This is a genomic window from Longilinea arvoryzae (assembly GCF_001050235.1).
GTDB classification, from domain to species: Bacteria; Chloroflexota; Anaerolineae; order Anaerolineales; family Anaerolineaceae; genus Longilinea; species Longilinea arvoryzae.
Genome location: NZ_DF967973.1, coordinates 240,577 through 257,783 on the forward strand (window position 1 = coordinate 240,577; position 17,207 = coordinate 257,783).

Below are 17,207 nucleotides of genomic sequence, written 5' to 3' on the forward strand. Positions count from 1 at the left end.
TCATTGACTTTTGGGAGAAATTTTGAATGAAGAAGACGCTTTTTTCGATGCTGCTGGCCGCTTTTTTGCTGCTGGCGATGGTTTTGCCGGCGGCAGCCCAGGCGGATGAAGAATACCAGCTCAAGGTCAACCGGATGGTGGGCAGTGAATTTGGCAACCAGATCACCGGGACCTATAAGCTGACCCTTTCCGGCGATTTGAGCGCCGTGCAATCCGTCGAATTTCGCATTGACGGCCAGTCCATCGGGACGGATAATGAGAGTCCCTTCAGCCTGGTGTTCGATACTTCGGCATACGACAGCGGGGCACATCAACTGAGCGCCGCGGTGAGCACCAGCGACGGCCGCACGCTCGAAACGGCGGCGCGGAACTTCGATTTCATGTCGGGTGAAGAAACCGGCGCGATGCTTGGCAAGGTCCTGCTGCCCATTCTGGGCATTGTGGCTCTGATGATGCTGGTGCAGTTTGCGATGGTCCGCAAGCAGCCCCTGACGCACATTGCGCCGGGAACTCCGCGGGAGTACGGTCTGAAGGGCGGTGCGATCTGTTCGCACTGCGGGCGGCCGTTCGCCATCCACTTCTGGGCGATGAATTTGCTGCCCACCATGCGCCTTGACCGCTGCGACTTCTGCGGCAAGTGGGGCGTGCAGCACACCCTCTCGCTGCGTGAACTGCGCGCAGCCGAACAGCGCGAGGTCGCGCAGGCAGCCCCCGAAGCTCCCATCGCCGGGAAAACCGAGGCAGAAAAGATGAAAGAGATGATGGAGAAGACGCGGTACAATTCATAGGAACGTAAACGGGATGCGTGATGCGTGAAGTGGAAGATACAGGTTGGGTTGAGCGGCGTAAACCCCTGCTTTCATCGGCTGACGCCGGAACGAAACCCAACCTGGAGGCGCTGATCTTTCCTGTGAATTTTATGAACGGCGTTGAGAAAAAACGGTAGGAGAGATGAATTCATGAAGAAGCGATGGTTTTCGATCCTGCTGGCCGGCATGTTGCTGCTGGCGTTCGTTTTGCCGGCGGCGGCCCAAACGGATGCAGAATACCTGCTCAAGGTCAACAAGATCATGGGCACCAATATGGGCAGCCAGATCAACGGGACCTTCAAGCTGGGCATCGACGGCGACCTGAGCGTGGTGAAGTCGGTCGAATTTCGCATCGACGGCCAGGCGATCGGCACGGCCGATACGGCGCCGTTCACGCTGGTGTTCAAGACGACATCCTTCTCCGGCGGCGCCCACAAATTGAGCGCCGCGGTGAGCACAACCGACGGCCGCACGCTCGAAACACCGGCGCGAACCTTCGATTTCATCTCCGGCGAGCAGGCCGGCGAGTTGTTCAGCCGGGTCATCCTGCCGGTGATGGGTATCATCTTTGGCGTGATCGCCGTGATGATGGTGCTGCAGTTCGTCGTGTTCCGCAATCGCCCGCTGGCTCACATCGAGCCGGGCGCTCCGCGCAACTACGGCCTGAAGGGCGGCGCGATCTGTTCGCACTGCGGCCGCCCGTTTGCCATCCACTTCTGGGCCATCAATTTGCTGCCAACGATGCGCTACGATCGCTGCGATTATTGCGGCAAATGGGGCGTGCAGCACATCGTCTCGTTGAGCGCATTGCGCGCGGCCGAGCAGCGTGAAATCGCCGCGGCCCGGCCCGAAGTTCCCATCCCCGAAAAGAGTGAGGAAGAGAAGCTGAAGGAAATGATGGATAAGGCGAAGTATGAGTAGGAAGTGAAGAGTAATACGGTATTCGTTGATTCGGTATTCGTTGATTCGATACTCGATCGTCGGTAAAAATAAACAGGAAGGAGCGGGCCTTGAATGGACTCGCTCCTTTTTTTATCAATAATTTTTAAATTTCCATCCTCTTCATCCCTGTGCATCCTGCCATCCTGTGAGTTCTTATCCCTTTGTTGTCCTGTTATCCGTTCTCTTCTCTCCAAAAATCCTCTTCATCCTCTTTATCCCTGTGCATCCTGCCCATCCTGTGAATTCTTATCCCTTTGTCGTCCTGTTATCCGTTCTCTTCTCTCCAAAAATCCTCTTCATCCTCTTCATCCCTGTGCATCCTGCCCATCCTGTGAATTCTTATCCCTCTGTCGTCTTGGTATCCATCCTCTTTTCTCTAAAAATCCTCTTTATCCTCTTCATCCCTGTGAATCTTGTCCATCCTGTGAATTCCTCCCTACGCCAGCATGGCGCCGGCCAGGCCGGTCATGAAGGGCACCAGCCAGACCAACCAGACGACCAGGCTGAATTTGTGAAAGCTGTGGATCGCTTTTTCGTCGCGCCGGACCAGGACGATGGTCGCCCAGACGGCGTGCCCCAGCATCAACAGGATCGCCAGCAGGCCGGTGAAGCCGTGCACGTCGAAGGCCATACCCCCGGCGATTTTGCTCATCAAAGTGGTGCCGGTGGTGTCGAACACCAAGCCGATCCAGAACAGGATCAGGTGCAGCGGCTTGAGCCGGCCGGCGAAGCGTTCGCTCCACACGCCGAGGGTGTAAAAAAGCAGGGCCGAGCTGATGGCGGCGATCGCCAATCCTAATAACGTGGTCATAATTAACTCCTTAAGTAATTCGAATTCAGATTTCAAGCAGCATGAAACCAGCCGCCGGCCGGTTTTGGGTTCCGGTGGTTGAATGCGTGCTATTCGGTTGGCGGACGGATCGGGCGGGGGTGGTTATGGCCGGTTGCGCGATCCCTCGATGTAATAATCGGTCAGTTTTCCGGCCAGGGAAGGATTGTCGGTGTGCAGGTCGGCGGCCTTGCCGATGAAGTTATTGACGCTGCCCATGAAAATGAGCGCCAGCAGGGTCGGGTCGTCGCGGCGCAGTTCGCCGGCGTCGATGCCGGCCTGCATCAGGGCGATCATCGGTCCGAAGAGTTCGTTGTGAAAGGCATCCCGGATGCGGACCAGGTTTTCGGGCCGTTTGAGGTGCTCGCGGTCGCGCAGCAGGCTGGAATAATCGGTCTGAAAACTGTCGAGGATTTCGGCGGCGATGGCCTGCAGGCGCTCGCGCAGGCTGCCGGGGCGTTCGATGATCTCGCGAAATCCGTGCAGCTTGTATTGGAGGATCTGGACGAACAGGTTTTCCTTATCCTGGAAGTAATAATACAGGGTTGGCTTGCTCAGCTTGCAGCGCAGGCAGAGTTCGTCGATGCTCACCCCGCGATAGCCCTTCTGCTGGAAGAGCTGCCAGCCTTCCTCGAGGATGCAGCGCGCGGTCTCGTGTTCGTCCAACCGGTTCGATTCCATGCTGTGTGCCTTTCACGTTATATATACTAAACAGTATATAGTATACTAAATAGTATAGAGACTGTCAAGGGGAAATGGGGAATCGATATTCGTTGAAACGGTATTCGGTATTCGTCAATTCGGTATTCGGTTATGCGGTGAAGAGTTCTGAGTTCTGAGGCAAAAAAATATCGATTGCCGGATGCCAATTTGACTCTTTTTCGTGTTTTTCGTGGTCAACACCATCGTAGTCTTCCAGGACAGAAATCCTTGGATTCTTCCGATTCATTCCTCCGAATACCGAATCAACGAATACCGAGTACCGAATACCGAGTACCGAATCAACGCCTCACACTTCACCTTCTTCTAAAAATCAACATCCCATCCGAGCCGTAAATATCCGTGGGGATCTTCTTAATCAGTTCGTATTGCGCCTGGAACTGCGGGTTGGGCAGCAGACCGTTGCGCCCGTAGACTTCGAGCAGGACGATCCAGTCCGGCTGCTGGTCGAGGATCAGGCCGGGAGCGATGGCGTAATTGATGACGTAGTAACTTTTATCCAGCGGGTAATAATCGAGGGCTTCGGGCGAGTTGAGCCCGACCGTATCCAGAATGCGCGCCGGGGTGTAGTAGCCCAGCACACCCACGTCGCCGGCGGCCAGGACGGTATTCGAGCTCATCTGCGGGGCGGCGAAATCGGCCGCCTGGCGGTAGAGCAGCTCGAGCTTGTACCAGGCCATCTCCGGCGCGGGCCGGTCGGCGCCGTGATCGGGGTGCAGGCGCCATTCGGAGAGGGAAAGAAGGGTGGGGAGGAGGAGAAGGGCGAGAAGAAGAACGATGCGGAGAAGAGGGGAGGGAATGCTGAATGAGGAATGCTGAATGCTGAATGAAGAAGAGGAAAGTTCAGCGGTATTCGTTGATTCGATATTCGTTGATTCGGTATTCGGTGATTCGGATACCGGATACCGAGTACCGGATACCGCATACCTTCTTCCCATCACCAGCGTCTCCACCCCCGTCAGGATGCCCAGCATGTAGACCGGCAGCGGCGGGGTCAGATACCAGCGGAAGATGAGCGGGTTGGGCAGGGCAAAGGCCAGGAAGTACAGCCCGGGGTAAACCAGCCAGCCCAGCAGGCGGGGTTCGCTTTTATAGATGCGCCGCGCGCCGATGACATACAGAAAGGGATACAACACCAGCCCCAGGCCCACGGCCAGCGCCGAGCCGATCAGGTTTTGCTCCATGAAGGGTGTGGCGTAATGCTGGATCAGGCGGATCAAAGCCGCGTAATCGTCGAGGCGGTAAGCGCCGAGCTTGGCCTGCACCGAGTGCGGCACGGGCGAACCGAACGTCAGAGTGGCAAAGAGCACCCAGCCCAGGGTGGGGATGAGAAACGCACCCAGTTCGCGCGCGCTGAGGGGCTCGTCGGTCTTGCGGACGGCGCGCACCAGCCGGTCGAGAATCAGCACGCCAACCAGCAGGACGGCGTCCGGGCGGGTGAGGATGGCCAGCGCGCCGAGCAGCCCGGTCAGCGCGCGGCGGCGTTTCGCATACGCCAGCGCCAGCCCGGTCAGCAGCAGCACGTAGAGCGATGTCTCGAGCCCGCCGATCGAAAAGGTGACGCTGTAAGGCGCGATCGACCAGACCAACGCGACCGCGTAACCCGCCCAGCCGGGGCCGCGGCGCCGCCCCGCAACGGGCTCGGCGATGAATTTCCCCAGCCGAATGAGCAGGTAGCAGGTGAGCGCGTCGGCCAGCGCGTTGAACAGCCAGGCGTTGACCGGAAAATCCGCGTTCACCCCGCCGGTCAACAGGCCGAGGCCGGCCATGATGAAGGTGTACAGCGGCGTGGTGGTGCCCTGGATGGGCTGCCCGGGATTGTAGACGAAACCCTCTCCGGCCAGCAGATTGCGCGCGTAGCGGAAGGTGATGTACGAATCGTCGATGGTCCGCGGGCCGGGGATCAGGCGGGCGGCGAGGGCGATCAGCAGGATGGAAATGGAAAGAATGGTGGTAAGTTGGGGTTTACGCATGAGAATGATGAATGGCGAATGCTGAACCCTCTTCGAGGGCGATGCTGAATGAGAAGAATTGCTGATTGCTGATGTCTGATTGTTGATTGAAGAAGAGAAGGCGAAGCGTGACGGGTGAAGCGGAAAGAGGGGGCGACGGCCTGCATGTCGGTTCTGCGGGGGGTGGAAAGTCTGCCCCGCGGCTTTAGCCAACAGCCTCCTTCAAACCGGCCTACAAGCTCCTCTCTCTCTGTGACCTCTGTGGCTCGTTTTTTTCTTTATCTTCCCTACGAATTCTTCTCCGTGTCTCCGTGGTGAATCTTCTCTTCCAACCGCTGGTTGAAGCGCCCGATGTCGATGATGAAGCGCTCGTGTTCGCCCTCGGCGATTTTCTCGACCGCGTCCCAGGCCTCCACCTTGAAGCGCAGACGGCGGCGGTCGACCTCGATCAGCTCGCTGTGGAAGCGCACTTCCAGCCCGACCGGCGTGGCGGCCAGGTGCTTGACGTTCACCCACGTCCCAACCGTGGTCTGGCCGGCATCCAGGTAGGGCAGCACCGCCAGGTGCGAGGTGCGTTCGAGCATGCCGATGAGGCGCGGCGTGGAGAGCACGGGCGGCAGCGTCTCGCCGCCGGAGTGGCGCGCCGTGTCGCTTTCCTGCACGGTCAGGGTCAATTCATGGGTCAGGCCAGGCTCGAGAGACATTGGGACTCCGAAAAGGGAAATTTTCATCAATTGTATCGTATTGTGCGGAAAATACTGAATCTCGTTCACCTTCTTCATCCCGATATCCTGTCCATTCTGTCCTCTTTGCCCCCTTATCCCTTGCGCAGTAAAAAATGGTCGATGTACGTTCCCGGCAGGCGCTGGCGGGCGACGACCGTGAAACCAAGATGCGCATAGATATCCAAATTGCGCCGGTTGTGCGTTTCCAGGTAGATCCACTGCCCGGCGTCGCGCGCCAGACGGACCACCGGGTCGATCAACTGGCGGGCCAGGCCGCGTCCCTGAAAGGCCGGGTCGACCACCAGGCTGTCGAGATACCAGTAGGGCTCGTGGGCGGTCACGGCGCGCAGGCTTTCAGCCCAGCGCAGGTAGCTCACCATCCGGGTCAACGGCGCGCGGCCGACCTGCTTCACCATCCGCAGCCCGGGCACCAGGTCGAGGATCGAAGGGAAAGAGTTATGCCGGTGAGGCGCCTGCCAGATGGCCAGGCCTTCGAGGGCGTTCGTTTTGAACGAATTGGAAAGCTGCGACCGCAGACGAAACCGGTACAGCGCCTCGATCTGGGCGCGGCGCTCCGAAATTTCTGGGAAGAAATGCCGAAACAGCGGGTCGTCGAAGAACGCCCGGGCAAACACGCCGGCGGCGAGCTGAATTTCGCTGGCAGTGAGTTTTTCCATAAGAGGAAGTGAAGTGTGAGGAGTGAACCGGAAGAGGATTGCCCGGTGGATTTTCTTTCTTCCATACTATTATTGCACTTTTTTGCCGTTTGTCGGTTCACATTTCACCACTCACGGTTTTCGATCTGTGGATTCACTTTTTACGTTTTCCCGCATTCCCCATCAACTCATCGACCCATAACCTTCCTCGCTTGCTACAATCAAATCAGCGAGGTGCCCCATGAATACCGATCCCAACCTTTCCGCGGTTCTGGCATTCAATGATGCCCTCAACGCTGCCAATGTGGATGCCATGCTGGCGTGCATGACGGAAGACTGCGTCTTCGAGAACACCTACCCGCCTCCGGACGGCGAACGTTTCGAGGGGCGGGCGGCGGTGCGCGGGTTCTGGAAGTTCTTTTTCAGCAGTTCGCGCTCGGCGCATATCGAAATCGAGGAGATTTTCAGCGCCGGCGAGCCCTCTACCGAGGGCGAGCGGGTGGTGATGCGTTGGCGGTATAGCTGGACGGACGAACACGGGCAGGCGGGTCACGTCCGCGGCCTGGACCTGTACCGGATGGAAAACCGGCTGATCGCCGAGAAACTGTCGTATGTGAAGGGATAGTCTTTGCGCGAGTGAGGTGAACCGGACAGCGGATGACAGCCGTATTCCGGGGTCTGTCGAGTCGGGATTCACCCCATTATGGTGGACCGCGCCGCGCGATTCACAGGAAGATGCGCAGGCCGGCCAGGATGGCTTGCAGATTCCCGCGGCAGGCCAGCGAGATTTCGGTGTGAGGGGAAAATCCGCAGCGGCTGCAGTCGATGTCCGCCCGGCCCTTCAGGTAGCAGCCCTGTGAGATCCGCCCATCCGGGTTGGCGTTGTCGATCAGGCTGTCCCGGCAGGTCCAGCGGTTGTGTTTGAGCGCCTGCAGCGCAGCCGTCGAGTTCTGGATAGGCAGGCCGGCGTGTTTGAGCCGGATGACCTCGTCCAGCAGGCGTTCACGCCGCTCGAAATCCAGGAACAGGTCATCCCGGCCGTTGTAGGGGTAGTAGAACTGCAGGGTGATGCCGCGAAAGAGTCCGGCGAGGTATTCGAGCAGGCGCGGAATTTCCGCGGCGTTGACCGAATTGACCGTGACGTGGACCAGGAGGCGCGGATGCCGGCTGGCGCGCACGTTGGCGATGACCGGATCGAAGATGGGGGCGCCGCGCAGGGCGTTGTGCGTATCGCGCAGGCCGTCGATGCTGACCCACACAACATCGGACGGCACGTCCAGGGGCAGGGTGCCGTTGCTGGTCACGCCGGTGCTGAAAAAGGATCGCCGGGCGTAGGTGATCAGGTCGTGAATCCGGTAAGGTCCATCCCGCCACAGGAACGGTTCGCCGCCCTCGAAGATCAGGATGCGATCTCCTCTTGCGTATAGCCGATCGATAATAGCGATTGCCTGGCCAAAGGTCAGGTCGGGCGCCGGGAGGGAATAGAAGGGGCACTGCCGGCAGCGCAGGTTGCAGCGGTAGGTCAGCTTCAGGCTGGCCAGGAAGGGTTTGCGGCGGTCGAGAACGTACGTACGTAGGATGTAAGCCAATTGGGTGGCGGAGAGGGGCATGGACTCATTGTAGCATGCGGGTGTCGCCGTTCATCGCCCGGCCGGCCCGGATTCGATCGCCGGCGGGCGGCGACCCCGGGATCAAATCCTGTAAAATAAAGGCAGGACAATGTCGATCCGTAGGGTTTCCGGAGGAAAACAGGCATCCCATGAAAACGCCTAAAGCCCCTTCCGCGTTTGAGAAATATATCCAGGAGACCATCGACGAAGGCATCCACTACCTGCGCTCGCACGGCTGGCTGGACGAGACGAGCGGGGCGCCGGATATCGCAAAGATCCCCGGGTTAGAGGAAGCGCCCGACGTTCATTTGTCGGTGGAAGCTTGGGCTGCCGTGCATCGCACGTGGTGGAACGCGCCGGCGCACGAGTACCGCGGCAACCGGACCGCCGCGTCGATCTGGTACGAACTGGGACAATACGAATGGCGCGGCGGCAGGACTTTCCCCAGTATAACTGCCGAGATTCCGGAGCTGGGGCAACGCGAAGCAGCCGCTGTCTCGCAGCTTCCGGCGGCGATTTGCGCCGACCGGGTGGGCAACACGCAGCGCGCCCGCGATCTATACGGCTGGGCGGCCGGCAACTACCTGCTGACCGAAGAAGAGATCCGCTGGTTCGCCGACACGCACCAACTCCAGGCAATCTGGGAGGCTCTGCCCATGCGGGCGTACGCGTTCGTCTGCCTGGAAGCCTGGGTGGAGGCTCTGGCGGCGGCCGAGACGGCCGAATATTGGGCTAATAAACACCGACGCGCGCAGACCAGCGAAGCCTACCAGGTGCAGCTCCAGTTGATCCCGGCGCTGCTGGCGCTGGCGCGCTTCAAGCTCGAGCCCACGGCCGAAAATCGCCAGGCGGCCCAGGCGAAGCTCTCGCTGAAGGCGATCGGCGGGCGTAACTATTCGGAGCGGCTGATCTGCTATTTCTACTGGTACAACCTGCGGGCGAAATTCGGCCCGGAACTGCTGGCGGAGGACCAAGACCGGGAATAGCAGAAGGAGTCCTGGAATGAAACACTCCTACTGGTGTAAAGTGTGGGGATGGATTGTTCGCCCGATCCGCTGGCAGGGAACGCTGGCCTGCCTGGCTGGGTGGTATCCAAAACTAGCGCGCCCCCGGGATAGGGACTCAACCCATAGGTAGGGTGCTGTCGCCAGTCTGTTGAAAGGATATGATCCATGCAACCTGTCTTTTTCCCAACTTCCGCTGACTTTCGCGCCTGGCTTGCGGAGAACCACGCCACAGCCGCCGAATTGGTGGTTGGTTTTTATAAAGTGGGCTCGGGTGTGGCGAGCATCACCTGGCCCGAGTCGGTCGATGAGGCGCTGTGCTTCGGTTGGATCGATGGCGTGCGCACGCGCATCGACGATGCCAGCTACCAGATCCGCTTTTCACCGCGCCGGCCCGGCAGCACCTGGAGCGCGGTCAACATCGCCCACGCGCAGCGGCTGATCGTCGAGGGCCGCATGACCCCGGCTGGTCTGAAAGCCTTCGAGACGCGGGTGGAAAACAAATCGGGCATCTATTCCTACGAGCAACGCCGCGCCGAGCTGGAAGAACCGTACAATGGGCTGTTGCGCCAGAACGAGGCTGCCTGGACCTTCTTTCAGTCCCAACCGCCGTCGTACCGCAAGGGGGTGAGTTGGTTCATCCTCAGCGCCAGGCAGGAGGCCACGCGCCTGAAACGCCTGGCGAAGCTGATCGAATACTCCGCCAGAGGGGAAAGATTGCCGGAGTTTGAGATCGGGAGAAAGGTGAAGTAAGGCGAGTCGTGGACTGGTGAAGAAGTGACGTGTGAAGTCAAATAAAGCGGCAAATACTTGAAAACCGAATAAAATTTCTTCATCCTCTTGATCCCGGTTCTCTTTCTCTTCAGCGGCTGGATGCACCGGCGCGCCGGCCGCGATGCAAAATTGTCCCTCATCCCGACCCGCCGATCTGGCCTTCCTCTTCCATTCAGCATTCACCATTCAGCATTCTCTTCATCCTCCTCATCCTGTTCTTTTTCTCTTCAGCGGTTGGGTGCACCGGCGCGCCGGCCGCGATGCAAAATTGTCCCTCATTCCGACCCGCCGATCTGGCCTTCCTCTTCCATTCATCATTCAGCATTCACCATTCAGCATTCTCTTCCTCTTTCTTTCGCCCCTGATTAACCCCAAACGCTGGCGGGGTACCGGCCCGTCAGCGTTTTTTGGAGGAGGAGAAATTTCCGTCGCCTCGGCTGCCCGCTGTTTTCGCAGCCTGATCGACGGTCGAAGTTTGTAAGTTGTTGATAAGCAGAAGGATATCGAATAATTGTTAAGAAGTGATCAAGGAATGATATATAAATCGTGTAGATTGTCCGATTCGAGATTTCAGAGCCGGGAAAGGCCCGTCCTGGATTGTGATGCGGTCCCGCAGTACGGATGCGGCAGCGCGGCGCGGCAAAATTGTGCCTCATCCCGACTCGCCGATCGATTCTTCATCTTCCATTCAGCATTCAACATTCATCATTCAGCAATCCTCCCCATCTTCTTGATCCCTGTTCTCTTCTTCTCCTACTCCACGCCCAACGCGAAACGCTGTTCGGGGGTGAAGTACTGGCTGAATTCTTCGATGAAGAAGGCTTTGCGGCTGAAACGGCCGGATTGGTCGGCCTTGCGCCGGATTTCACCCTGGTATTCGGCGGCGTCTTCGTTCAACGGCACCCAGACGATGAGCGTGTAATCGGGGGTGTTGGGGATCATGGTGCTGACTTCGAGCATCCACAGCAGCGTGCCGTCCTGGCGGAAAAAGGGCACCGGGATGCCGATGGACTGCGAGACGGTCGGGGATTGTTTCTGCGACGCCATCCACAGCTCGTGGAAGCGCGGGGTGGAATCGAGCAGTTTCAGCAGGGCCTGGTAGCGCGGATCGCCTTCCTTTTGCAGCGGTTCGGTGGCCGCGCAAAAGCGTTCGAGCTGCTGGCGGTAGTAGACCTCGGCGTAAGGGCCGCGCAGCGAATAGCGCGGGCTGTTGGTGACGTATTTTGGCGTGCCCTGGCTGCTGCCGGTCAGGCGGTGCCACCAGCCCCAGTGCTTCATATCCTCTTCGGAATACCCTGCCAGCGCCATCTCGTAGCTGGTGGAGGCGCGGATGGTCCAATACGGGTCGAGCACGAAGCAGAACACCGGCCAGTCGGCCAGCCGGCCTTTCCAATCGTTGGCAAAGGAAAAATCCGCCTCGCGCTCGCCGGATTGCACTTCCAGGTCATGCAAAATGCGGCGGAACTGCAGGCGGTTCTTGACCGGCAGGTCTTCGTACAGGCCCATCAGGCGGCGCAGCTCGGTGGTGTTCATCACCGGGCGCGAGCGGTGGGCGTGCTCGTGGACAAACCAGCGCACCAGCGCGATCAGGCGGTCGCCGCGCAGTTCGGGGGTGGCGCCGCTCACCCGGCGCGCCGATTCGCCGTCGCTAGTCCACTGTTTGAAGGATTTTTCGCCAATCTCGCCGATCGATTCGCCAAAATCGTTCATCTCCTCCAGGATGGTCTTGCGCTCCACGCCGCAGCGCCGCAGCCACTCGGCAATGATATGCCCGCTCTCGCGGTCGGCGTCCTGGAAATCCGGTGTTCCAAAATTGGAATTGGTAGTGTTCATATTTATTCGTTTCCGATTGCCAAAATTGAAGATTGACCGTTATTCGGTTTCGTTTGTATAGTAAAGCTGCATTGGTTTGGACATTATATCAGGTATCCATTTCCCATTTTATCCGTAGAATTCCATATTCATTTCCATGGAGGAGGCGCTCGTCAGACCTACTGGTCCGGGTATCAACCCGGTGTTATTTGCTGGCTCGTTATCCATCATTCAAGGAGATTCAGGATGAAAAAGATCGCGCTCATTGGTAGTTCTGGGGGTCATTTGTATGTGCTGGGCGGAAAAGACCCGCACGCGCTGCTCGACGAAGTGGTGCGTCAGGCCACCGCGGCCGGGTTCGAGGTCAGCCACATCGCCTTCGTGGCCGCATCGACCACGATGGATCACATCACCGATAAGACGACCGCCGCCCTGTGGACGATGACCCCGGATGGTCCGGCGGCCGGCCCCGAAGCCACGCTCGAAGAAGCCAACCGGCAGGCGCTCGCCGAATCGGCGCGCCTGGCGGCGGCAATTCGCGCCGGCGAAGTGGACGCCCTGGTCATGGTCAGCGCCGATCCGAAGGGCACCAACAAAGAGGTCATCGCCGCAGCGGCCGAGAAGAAGATCCCCGTGGCCGGGACGGGCGGCACCTCGATGGCGGATGCGCGCTCAGCCGGCGCCAATGTCGTTTCGGCGTCCGGCACCACCGGCACCACCAACCGCACCCGCGCGGTCGGTTATATTTCCGCCTTCGCCAGCACCTGGAAGTCAAAATACACCCCGGTGATCGGTAAAGCCACCGAGGTGGAAACCGGCAACATCTGGAAGCGCATCAATTTCCGCAGCATCATGATGGGCTCGCTGCCCGGTTTCATCGCCATGGCCCTCGTTCTGGCCATCGGCAAGCTGCCCTTCCTCAAGGATACCGTCGGCCCTCTGTTCGATGTGTTGATCGCCGCGCTGCCGGTCATCGTTGCGGTGGTGGCTGCCAAGCAGGTTTCGGGTCTGGAAGAAGTCGGCATCGTGGCCGGTGTTGTGGCCGGCACGCTTTCGGTCAAGGGCGGCATTCTGGGCGGCATCGTCGGCGGTATTGGCGCCGGCATCCTGTCGAGCTATCTGCTGAACTGGTCGTTCCGCATGCGCTTCCCCACCACCACGGCCAGCCTGATCGCCGGCGCCATAGGCGGCCTGGTCTCGGGTCTGGTGGTCTACTTCGTTCTGGCGCCCATCACGTTATGGGCTGGCAACGGCGTGCGCACGCTGATCCAGACCGCGCTGGACTTCAACGCCGTCCTGGCGGGCGCAGTGGCCGGTTTGCTGATCTGGCCGGCGATCATTGGCGGCGTCTATCATGCCGCCATCCTGCCCATCGTTCTGTTGGAAATGGAAACCACCGGCAACAGCTTCCTGGGCGCCATCGACATGACCGGCCTGGTAATGGTCTCGGCTGGCATCACGCTGGCGAACATCATCTCGCCGCGCCAGAAGAGCGAGGCTTCGATCGCTGCACCGGGTTTCCTGGTCAACATCGGTTTTGGCACCTTCGTGGAAGCCGCCTACCCGTTCATGTTCGCGGATAAGCGCATCTTCGGCACGGCGCTATTCTCGGCCATGGTTTCGGGCGCGTTCTGCGGGTTCTTCAACGCGCGCGGGACGGCTTACGTGCCCTCGATTGTGGCCCCGACCCTTTCGAACAATCCGATCGGTTTCCTGATTTCGATGCTGGTGGCCATGGGATTGGCCTGTGTCTTGACGATCATTTTCAACCGCACCGCCAAGAAAAAAGAAGTTGTCGCTGAAGCATAGCATTTTCAATCTACTTTGGAGGTAAGAATGATTATTGGAGATATGCAAAGGAAGTGTGGTTTTGGTTTGAAGAAGGTCATGGATGCGATCGAGGCCCACGGCGGCACCACGCTGCTGGCGACCGGCATCACCGGTGACGACGCCCGCCTGGCCCTGGCGGCCGTGCAGGCCGGAGCGCGCCTGCTGGAGCCCAACCATCCGGCGGTGGCCCTGGCCCGCGGACACAAGGGCGTCAAGAGCATGCACAACGCCGAAGCCATCCGCCATGAGATCCCGTTCGAGGAAATGTGCAAGGTCGTGGCGGGCGTGCGCGCCGTGGTCGGCCCCGAGATCTACATCACCGTGGGCGCCCCGGGTACCTTCACCGAGACCATGCCGATGCCCTTCACCGATGAACACGCTTACGCGCTCGCGAGCGCCGGCGCCGACGGCGTGCACTGCCACAAATCGACCTACGCCGACCTGAAGGACATGGTCGACCTGTGCCACAAGTACGGCATGCTGGTCGACGCCTACGTGGCTCACCCGAGTGACCGGCATTTGTTCGGCATCCCCGCCGAGACCCCCGCGCAGGTGGCCGAGACGGCCAAGAAGATGCAGGACCTGGGCGCGGACCTGATCGGCCTGATGACCGGCATGAGCTACGAAGGTGTGGCCGCCGGCGAGATCGCCAAACCCGTCCGCGAACGCCTCGAAGCCATGCTCAAAGTGGTCACTGTGCCCACGCTGGCCGAGGGCGGCATCAACGCCGTCAACTTCAAGGCCTTCCGGGGCACTGGCGTCAACATCCTGGTGGTCGGCACAGCCTTCGACGACATCGCCCGCAAGGCGGTGGCCGATACGGTGGGTGTTTTCTTACAGCGCTAACCCGTGTACTTAATGGTATGCATGCCCCCGGCAGGTCGGACCTGGCCGGGGGCGTTGCTTTTAAGGCGGGGGCGTGGGATGGATTACCCGCCTATTCTTCGACCCTTTAGTTTGTGATACAAACTAACTATTTACACAAACTAAATAATGCTATATACTAATTTACAGCAAGAAAATTCTTCGGAGGATGCAGTCCATCATGAATACGAACGAAATTCGCAAGATCACGACCCATTTTAACAATCTGCAGGGCCTGAAGAGCCTGCCGATTGGGGTCTATTTTCTCCTCCTGGCGGCCATTAATCTCGGCTGGTTGGGTCCCCTCAAAGACAGGGGTCTGCTCATGGCCATTCTGGCGCTGGCGCTCTTGTGCAGCGTCCTGATCCAGGCGGTCTACAACCGTCGCCACGGCAAAGTGGTCCAAACCCGGCGCTATCACGTGCGTGAGATTGTCTTCGTGTTGGCTGCCGTGATTTTGATCTTCCTGACAATCCTGCTGGATTCCATTTTGACCTACAATTTTGGTCTGAAGTTGAGTTTGCAGGGATTGGCGTGGGCCATTTTCTTCTTCTCCTTCGCCTGGTGGATCAAGCGCGTCCATTTCGCCATCTACGGCATGCTGTTCGTGGCGCTTTCCTTCCTGCCGCTTCTGGGCGGGGTGGACAAAGCCTGGTTGTTCGATTATACCCAGGGCTACATCGGGTGGATCCTGCTGGGATTATCCATGATCGTGGGTGGGGTGGTGGATCACCTGTACCTCGTGAACAATCTGCGGGCGGATGCTGAGGTGAAAGATGGCGCAAGTATTTGAGGAACTGGCCGGGCTGGACAAGGTCATTCACGAGCCGGCACGCCTGGCGATCCTGACGGCGCTTTCGGCCTGCGTCAGCGCGGACTTCACCTTCCTGCAGCACCTGACCGGGCTGACCCAGGGCAACCTGTCGGGGCACCTGGCCAAACTGGAGGAAGCCGGGCTGGTGAAACTGGAAAAGACCTTCGTCGACCGCCGGCCGAACACCATGGTCTCGCTGACCGGGCCGGGCAAAACGGCCATCGAGCACCACTGGCAGCAGTTGGAGCAGCTGCGCAAATCGGCGCAGGCGTGGAACGCAAAGGATAATCCGGAATGACCGGCAAACCGGGCGGTTCAAGCGCCCGGTTTGTTCTTAATTAAGGATCGAGGCTGGATTCTGATGGGTCCGTTTTCGTTGCCCGCGCGGCCATCCTGATTGTATAATAAATCCGATCGATAATCTTCGAATCCGGAGGAAAACCCATGCCTGCCAGACGCAAACCCACCCCGAAAAAATCTTCTGCGTTGATCCCGGTGCTGGCCGGGCTGCTGGCGCTGGGACTGATTCTGGCGATCGCCGGTTTTGGCTTTGCCGCCGCCCAGGAATCGCACGATTCCTTCTGCGCCTCCTGTCACACCCAGCCCGAGAGCACCTACTACGAGCGTTCGACCGCTGCCGCTGGCGTCGACCTGGCTTCGTTTCACACCGGCCAGAAGACGCGCTGCATCGATTGCCACGCCGGGTCGGGCCTGAGCGGAAGACTCGCCGCCGAGCTGATGGGCGCCCAAAACGCGCTGCGCTGGTACACAAAGAATGCCGTCCAGCCGGCGCCGCTGACCCACCCGATCGGGGACGGCAACTGCCTCAAGTGCCACCAGGCCGTGACCCAGGAGGGCTACCAGTTGAAGGCCCCGGCGCTGCCCGGCAGCCAGATGGAGGAAGGCCGCGCGGGTCACTGGCACCAGTTCCTGGCGCGCTGGCAGGGCCTCGACAAGAGCGCGGCCACCTGCGTGAGCTGCCACGCCGGCCATGCGACGGGTTCCACGGCCGACAATGGATTTATGGACATCCAATCCGTGCAATCCGTGTGCGAAGCCTGTCACCGGGTGGCGGGCGAGGGTTAACAAATCCGGCCCGGGCCGGGCGGAAATCTGCGCCGCGCCGCATCCGGCTGAAAGGGAACGTTCCGCTGACGGGAGATCCGGGGAGCGCATGCCATGACAACCCATCCGACCCATCCGAAAGTCGATCAATATATCCAAAATGCCAATAAGTGGCGCGAAGCATTGGAGACCTTGCGGCCGATCCTGCTCGACAGTCCGTTGACCGAGGAGTTCAAGTGGGGCGTTCCGTGTTACACGATCGATCGTGCCAATGTGGTTTTGATGCATGTTTTTAAAGAGTACTGCGCGCTTTTATTTTTCAAGGGCGCCCTGTTGAAGGACAGCCTGGGGATCCTGGTCCAGCAAACCCAAAATGTGCAGGCCAGCCGCCAGATCCGCTTCACCGCGGCCGAGCAGATCGCCGAGCTGGAGCCGGTCCTCAAAGCCTACATTCAGGAAGCCATCGATGTGGAAAAAGCCGGGCTGAAGGTGAATTTCAAAGCGACCGCCGAATTTTCCATGCCGGACGAACTGCGCGTGAAATTCGCGGCCGATCCGGCCTTCGAAGCCGCCTTCCAGGCCCTGACGCCCGGCCGCCAGCGAGCCTACCTGCTCTACTTTTCCGCGCCCAAACAATCCCAAACCCGCTCATCCCGCATCGAAAAATGCCTGCCGCAGATCCTCGCCGGGAAGGGCCTTAATGATTAGCAATTAGCGGTTAGCCGTTAGCGATTAGCTATTAGCGGTTAGCCGTTAGCAATTGGCTTTTGGCACTTTCCTCATCCTCCTCATCCTCCTGAT

Annotated in this window: 18 protein-coding genes; 11 read left to right on the forward strand and 7 right to left on the reverse strand. The window is 59.4% G+C overall.

Annotated features, from left to right (window positions below; all coding sequences use genetic code 11):
• Positions 1-26 precede the first annotated feature (26 nt).
• Positions 27-788: an Ig-like domain-containing protein gene (locus LARV_RS19580; protein ID WP_075075493.1), complete on the forward strand. Its 762-nt coding sequence runs from the start codon at positions 27-29 to the stop codon at positions 786-788.
• 171 nt (positions 789-959) lie between these two features.
• Entirely contained in the window at positions 960-1,730 is a 771-nt protein-coding gene (locus LARV_RS19585) for an Ig-like domain-containing protein (protein ID WP_075075494.1), read from the forward strand.
• A gap of 457 nt (positions 1,731-2,187) precedes the next feature.
• Here LARV_RS19585 and LARV_RS19590 read toward each other — a convergent pair whose 3' ends face one another.
• The 5 genes from LARV_RS19590 to LARV_RS19610 all read right to left on the reverse strand — a co-directional run bounded on the left by LARV_RS19590 (position 2,188) and on the right by LARV_RS19610 (position 6,654).
• Entirely contained in the window at positions 2,188-2,562 is a 375-nt protein-coding gene (locus LARV_RS19590) for an HsmA family protein (RefSeq protein ID WP_075075495.1), read from the reverse strand.
• Positions 2,563-2,685: 123 nt separating this feature from the next.
• Positions 2,686-3,261 (reverse strand): TetR/AcrR family transcriptional regulator, encoded by a 576-nt coding sequence (locus tag LARV_RS19595; RefSeq protein WP_075075496.1) that lies wholly within the window; start codon positions 3,259-3,261, stop codon positions 2,686-2,688.
• A gap of 335 nt (positions 3,262-3,596) precedes the next feature.
• Positions 3,597-5,273, reverse strand: coding sequence for a hypothetical protein (locus LARV_RS19600; RefSeq protein WP_075075497.1), 1,677 nt, complete (start codon positions 5,271-5,273; stop codon positions 3,597-3,599).
• 266 nt (positions 5,274-5,539) lie between these two features.
• Positions 5,540-5,956 (reverse strand): thioesterase family protein, encoded by a 417-nt coding sequence (locus tag LARV_RS19605; RefSeq protein ID WP_075075541.1) that lies wholly within the window; start codon positions 5,954-5,956, stop codon positions 5,540-5,542.
• Positions 5,957-6,069: 113 nt separating this feature from the next.
• Entirely contained in the window at positions 6,070-6,654 is a 585-nt protein-coding gene (locus tag LARV_RS19610) for a GNAT family N-acetyltransferase (RefSeq protein WP_075075498.1), read from the reverse strand.
• A gap of 220 nt (positions 6,655-6,874) precedes the next feature.
• Here LARV_RS19610 and LARV_RS19615 point away from each other — a divergent pair, with 220 nt between their 5' ends.
• Entirely contained in the window at positions 6,875-7,258 is a 384-nt protein-coding gene (locus LARV_RS19615) for a nuclear transport factor 2 family protein (RefSeq protein WP_075075499.1), read from the forward strand.
• 100 nt (positions 7,259-7,358) lie between these two features.
• On the opposite strand, the gene LARV_RS19620 is transcribed toward LARV_RS19615, so the two are convergent.
• Positions 7,359-8,243 (reverse strand): radical SAM protein, encoded by an 885-nt coding sequence (locus LARV_RS19620; RefSeq protein WP_075075500.1) that lies wholly within the window; start codon positions 8,241-8,243, stop codon positions 7,359-7,361.
• A 149-nt stretch (positions 8,244-8,392) separates the two neighbouring features.
• Here LARV_RS19620 and LARV_RS19625 point away from each other — a divergent pair, with 149 nt between their 5' ends.
• On the forward strand, positions 8,393-9,229 hold the full coding sequence (locus LARV_RS19625) for a hypothetical protein (protein ID WP_075075501.1): 837 nt from the start codon (positions 8,393-8,395) through the stop codon (positions 9,227-9,229).
• Positions 9,230-9,415: 186 nt separating this feature from the next.
• Positions 9,416-10,000, forward strand: a complete 585-nt coding sequence (locus LARV_RS19630; protein ID WP_075075502.1) for a YdeI/OmpD-associated family protein — start codon at positions 9,416-9,418, stop codon at positions 9,998-10,000.
• 774 nt (positions 10,001-10,774) lie between these two features.
• Here the strand turns inward: LARV_RS19630 and LARV_RS19635 are convergent.
• Positions 10,775-11,854: a hypothetical protein gene (locus LARV_RS19635; protein ID WP_075075503.1), complete on the reverse strand. Its 1,080-nt coding sequence runs from the start codon at positions 11,852-11,854 to the stop codon at positions 10,775-10,777.
• Between the two features lie 225 nt (positions 11,855-12,079).
• On the opposite strand from LARV_RS19635, the gene LARV_RS19640 reads away from it, so the two are divergent.
• The 6 genes from LARV_RS19640 to LARV_RS19665 all read left to right on the forward strand — a co-directional run bounded on the left by LARV_RS19640 (position 12,080) and on the right by LARV_RS19665 (position 17,114).
• Entirely contained in the window at positions 12,080-13,642 is a 1,563-nt protein-coding gene (locus LARV_RS19640) for a PTS sugar transporter (RefSeq protein WP_075075504.1), read from the forward strand.
• Positions 13,643-13,669: 27 nt separating this feature from the next.
• A complete protein-coding gene (locus LARV_RS19645) occupies positions 13,670-14,509 on the forward strand; it encodes a histidine biosynthesis protein (protein ID WP_075075505.1) in 840 nt (279 codons plus the stop codon).
• A gap of 199 nt (positions 14,510-14,708) precedes the next feature.
• Positions 14,709-15,320, forward strand: a complete 612-nt coding sequence (locus LARV_RS19650) for a hypothetical protein (RefSeq protein WP_075075506.1) — start codon at positions 14,709-14,711, stop codon at positions 15,318-15,320.
• On the forward strand, positions 15,304-15,639 hold the full coding sequence (locus LARV_RS19655) for a transcriptional regulator (protein WP_075075507.1): 336 nt from the start codon (positions 15,304-15,306) through the stop codon (positions 15,637-15,639). The genes LARV_RS19650 and LARV_RS19655 overlap by 17 nt, the downstream gene beginning before the upstream one ends.
• A 146-nt stretch (positions 15,640-15,785) precedes the next feature.
• Positions 15,786-16,427, forward strand: a complete 642-nt coding sequence (locus LARV_RS19660) for a NapC/NirT family cytochrome c (RefSeq protein ID WP_075075508.1) — start codon at positions 15,786-15,788, stop codon at positions 16,425-16,427.
• A gap of 93 nt (positions 16,428-16,520) precedes the next feature.
• On the forward strand, positions 16,521-17,114 hold the full coding sequence (locus LARV_RS19665) for a YdeI/OmpD-associated family protein (RefSeq protein WP_075075509.1): 594 nt from the start codon (positions 16,521-16,523) through the stop codon (positions 17,112-17,114).
• The last annotated feature ends 93 nt before the right edge of the window (positions 17,115-17,207 follow it).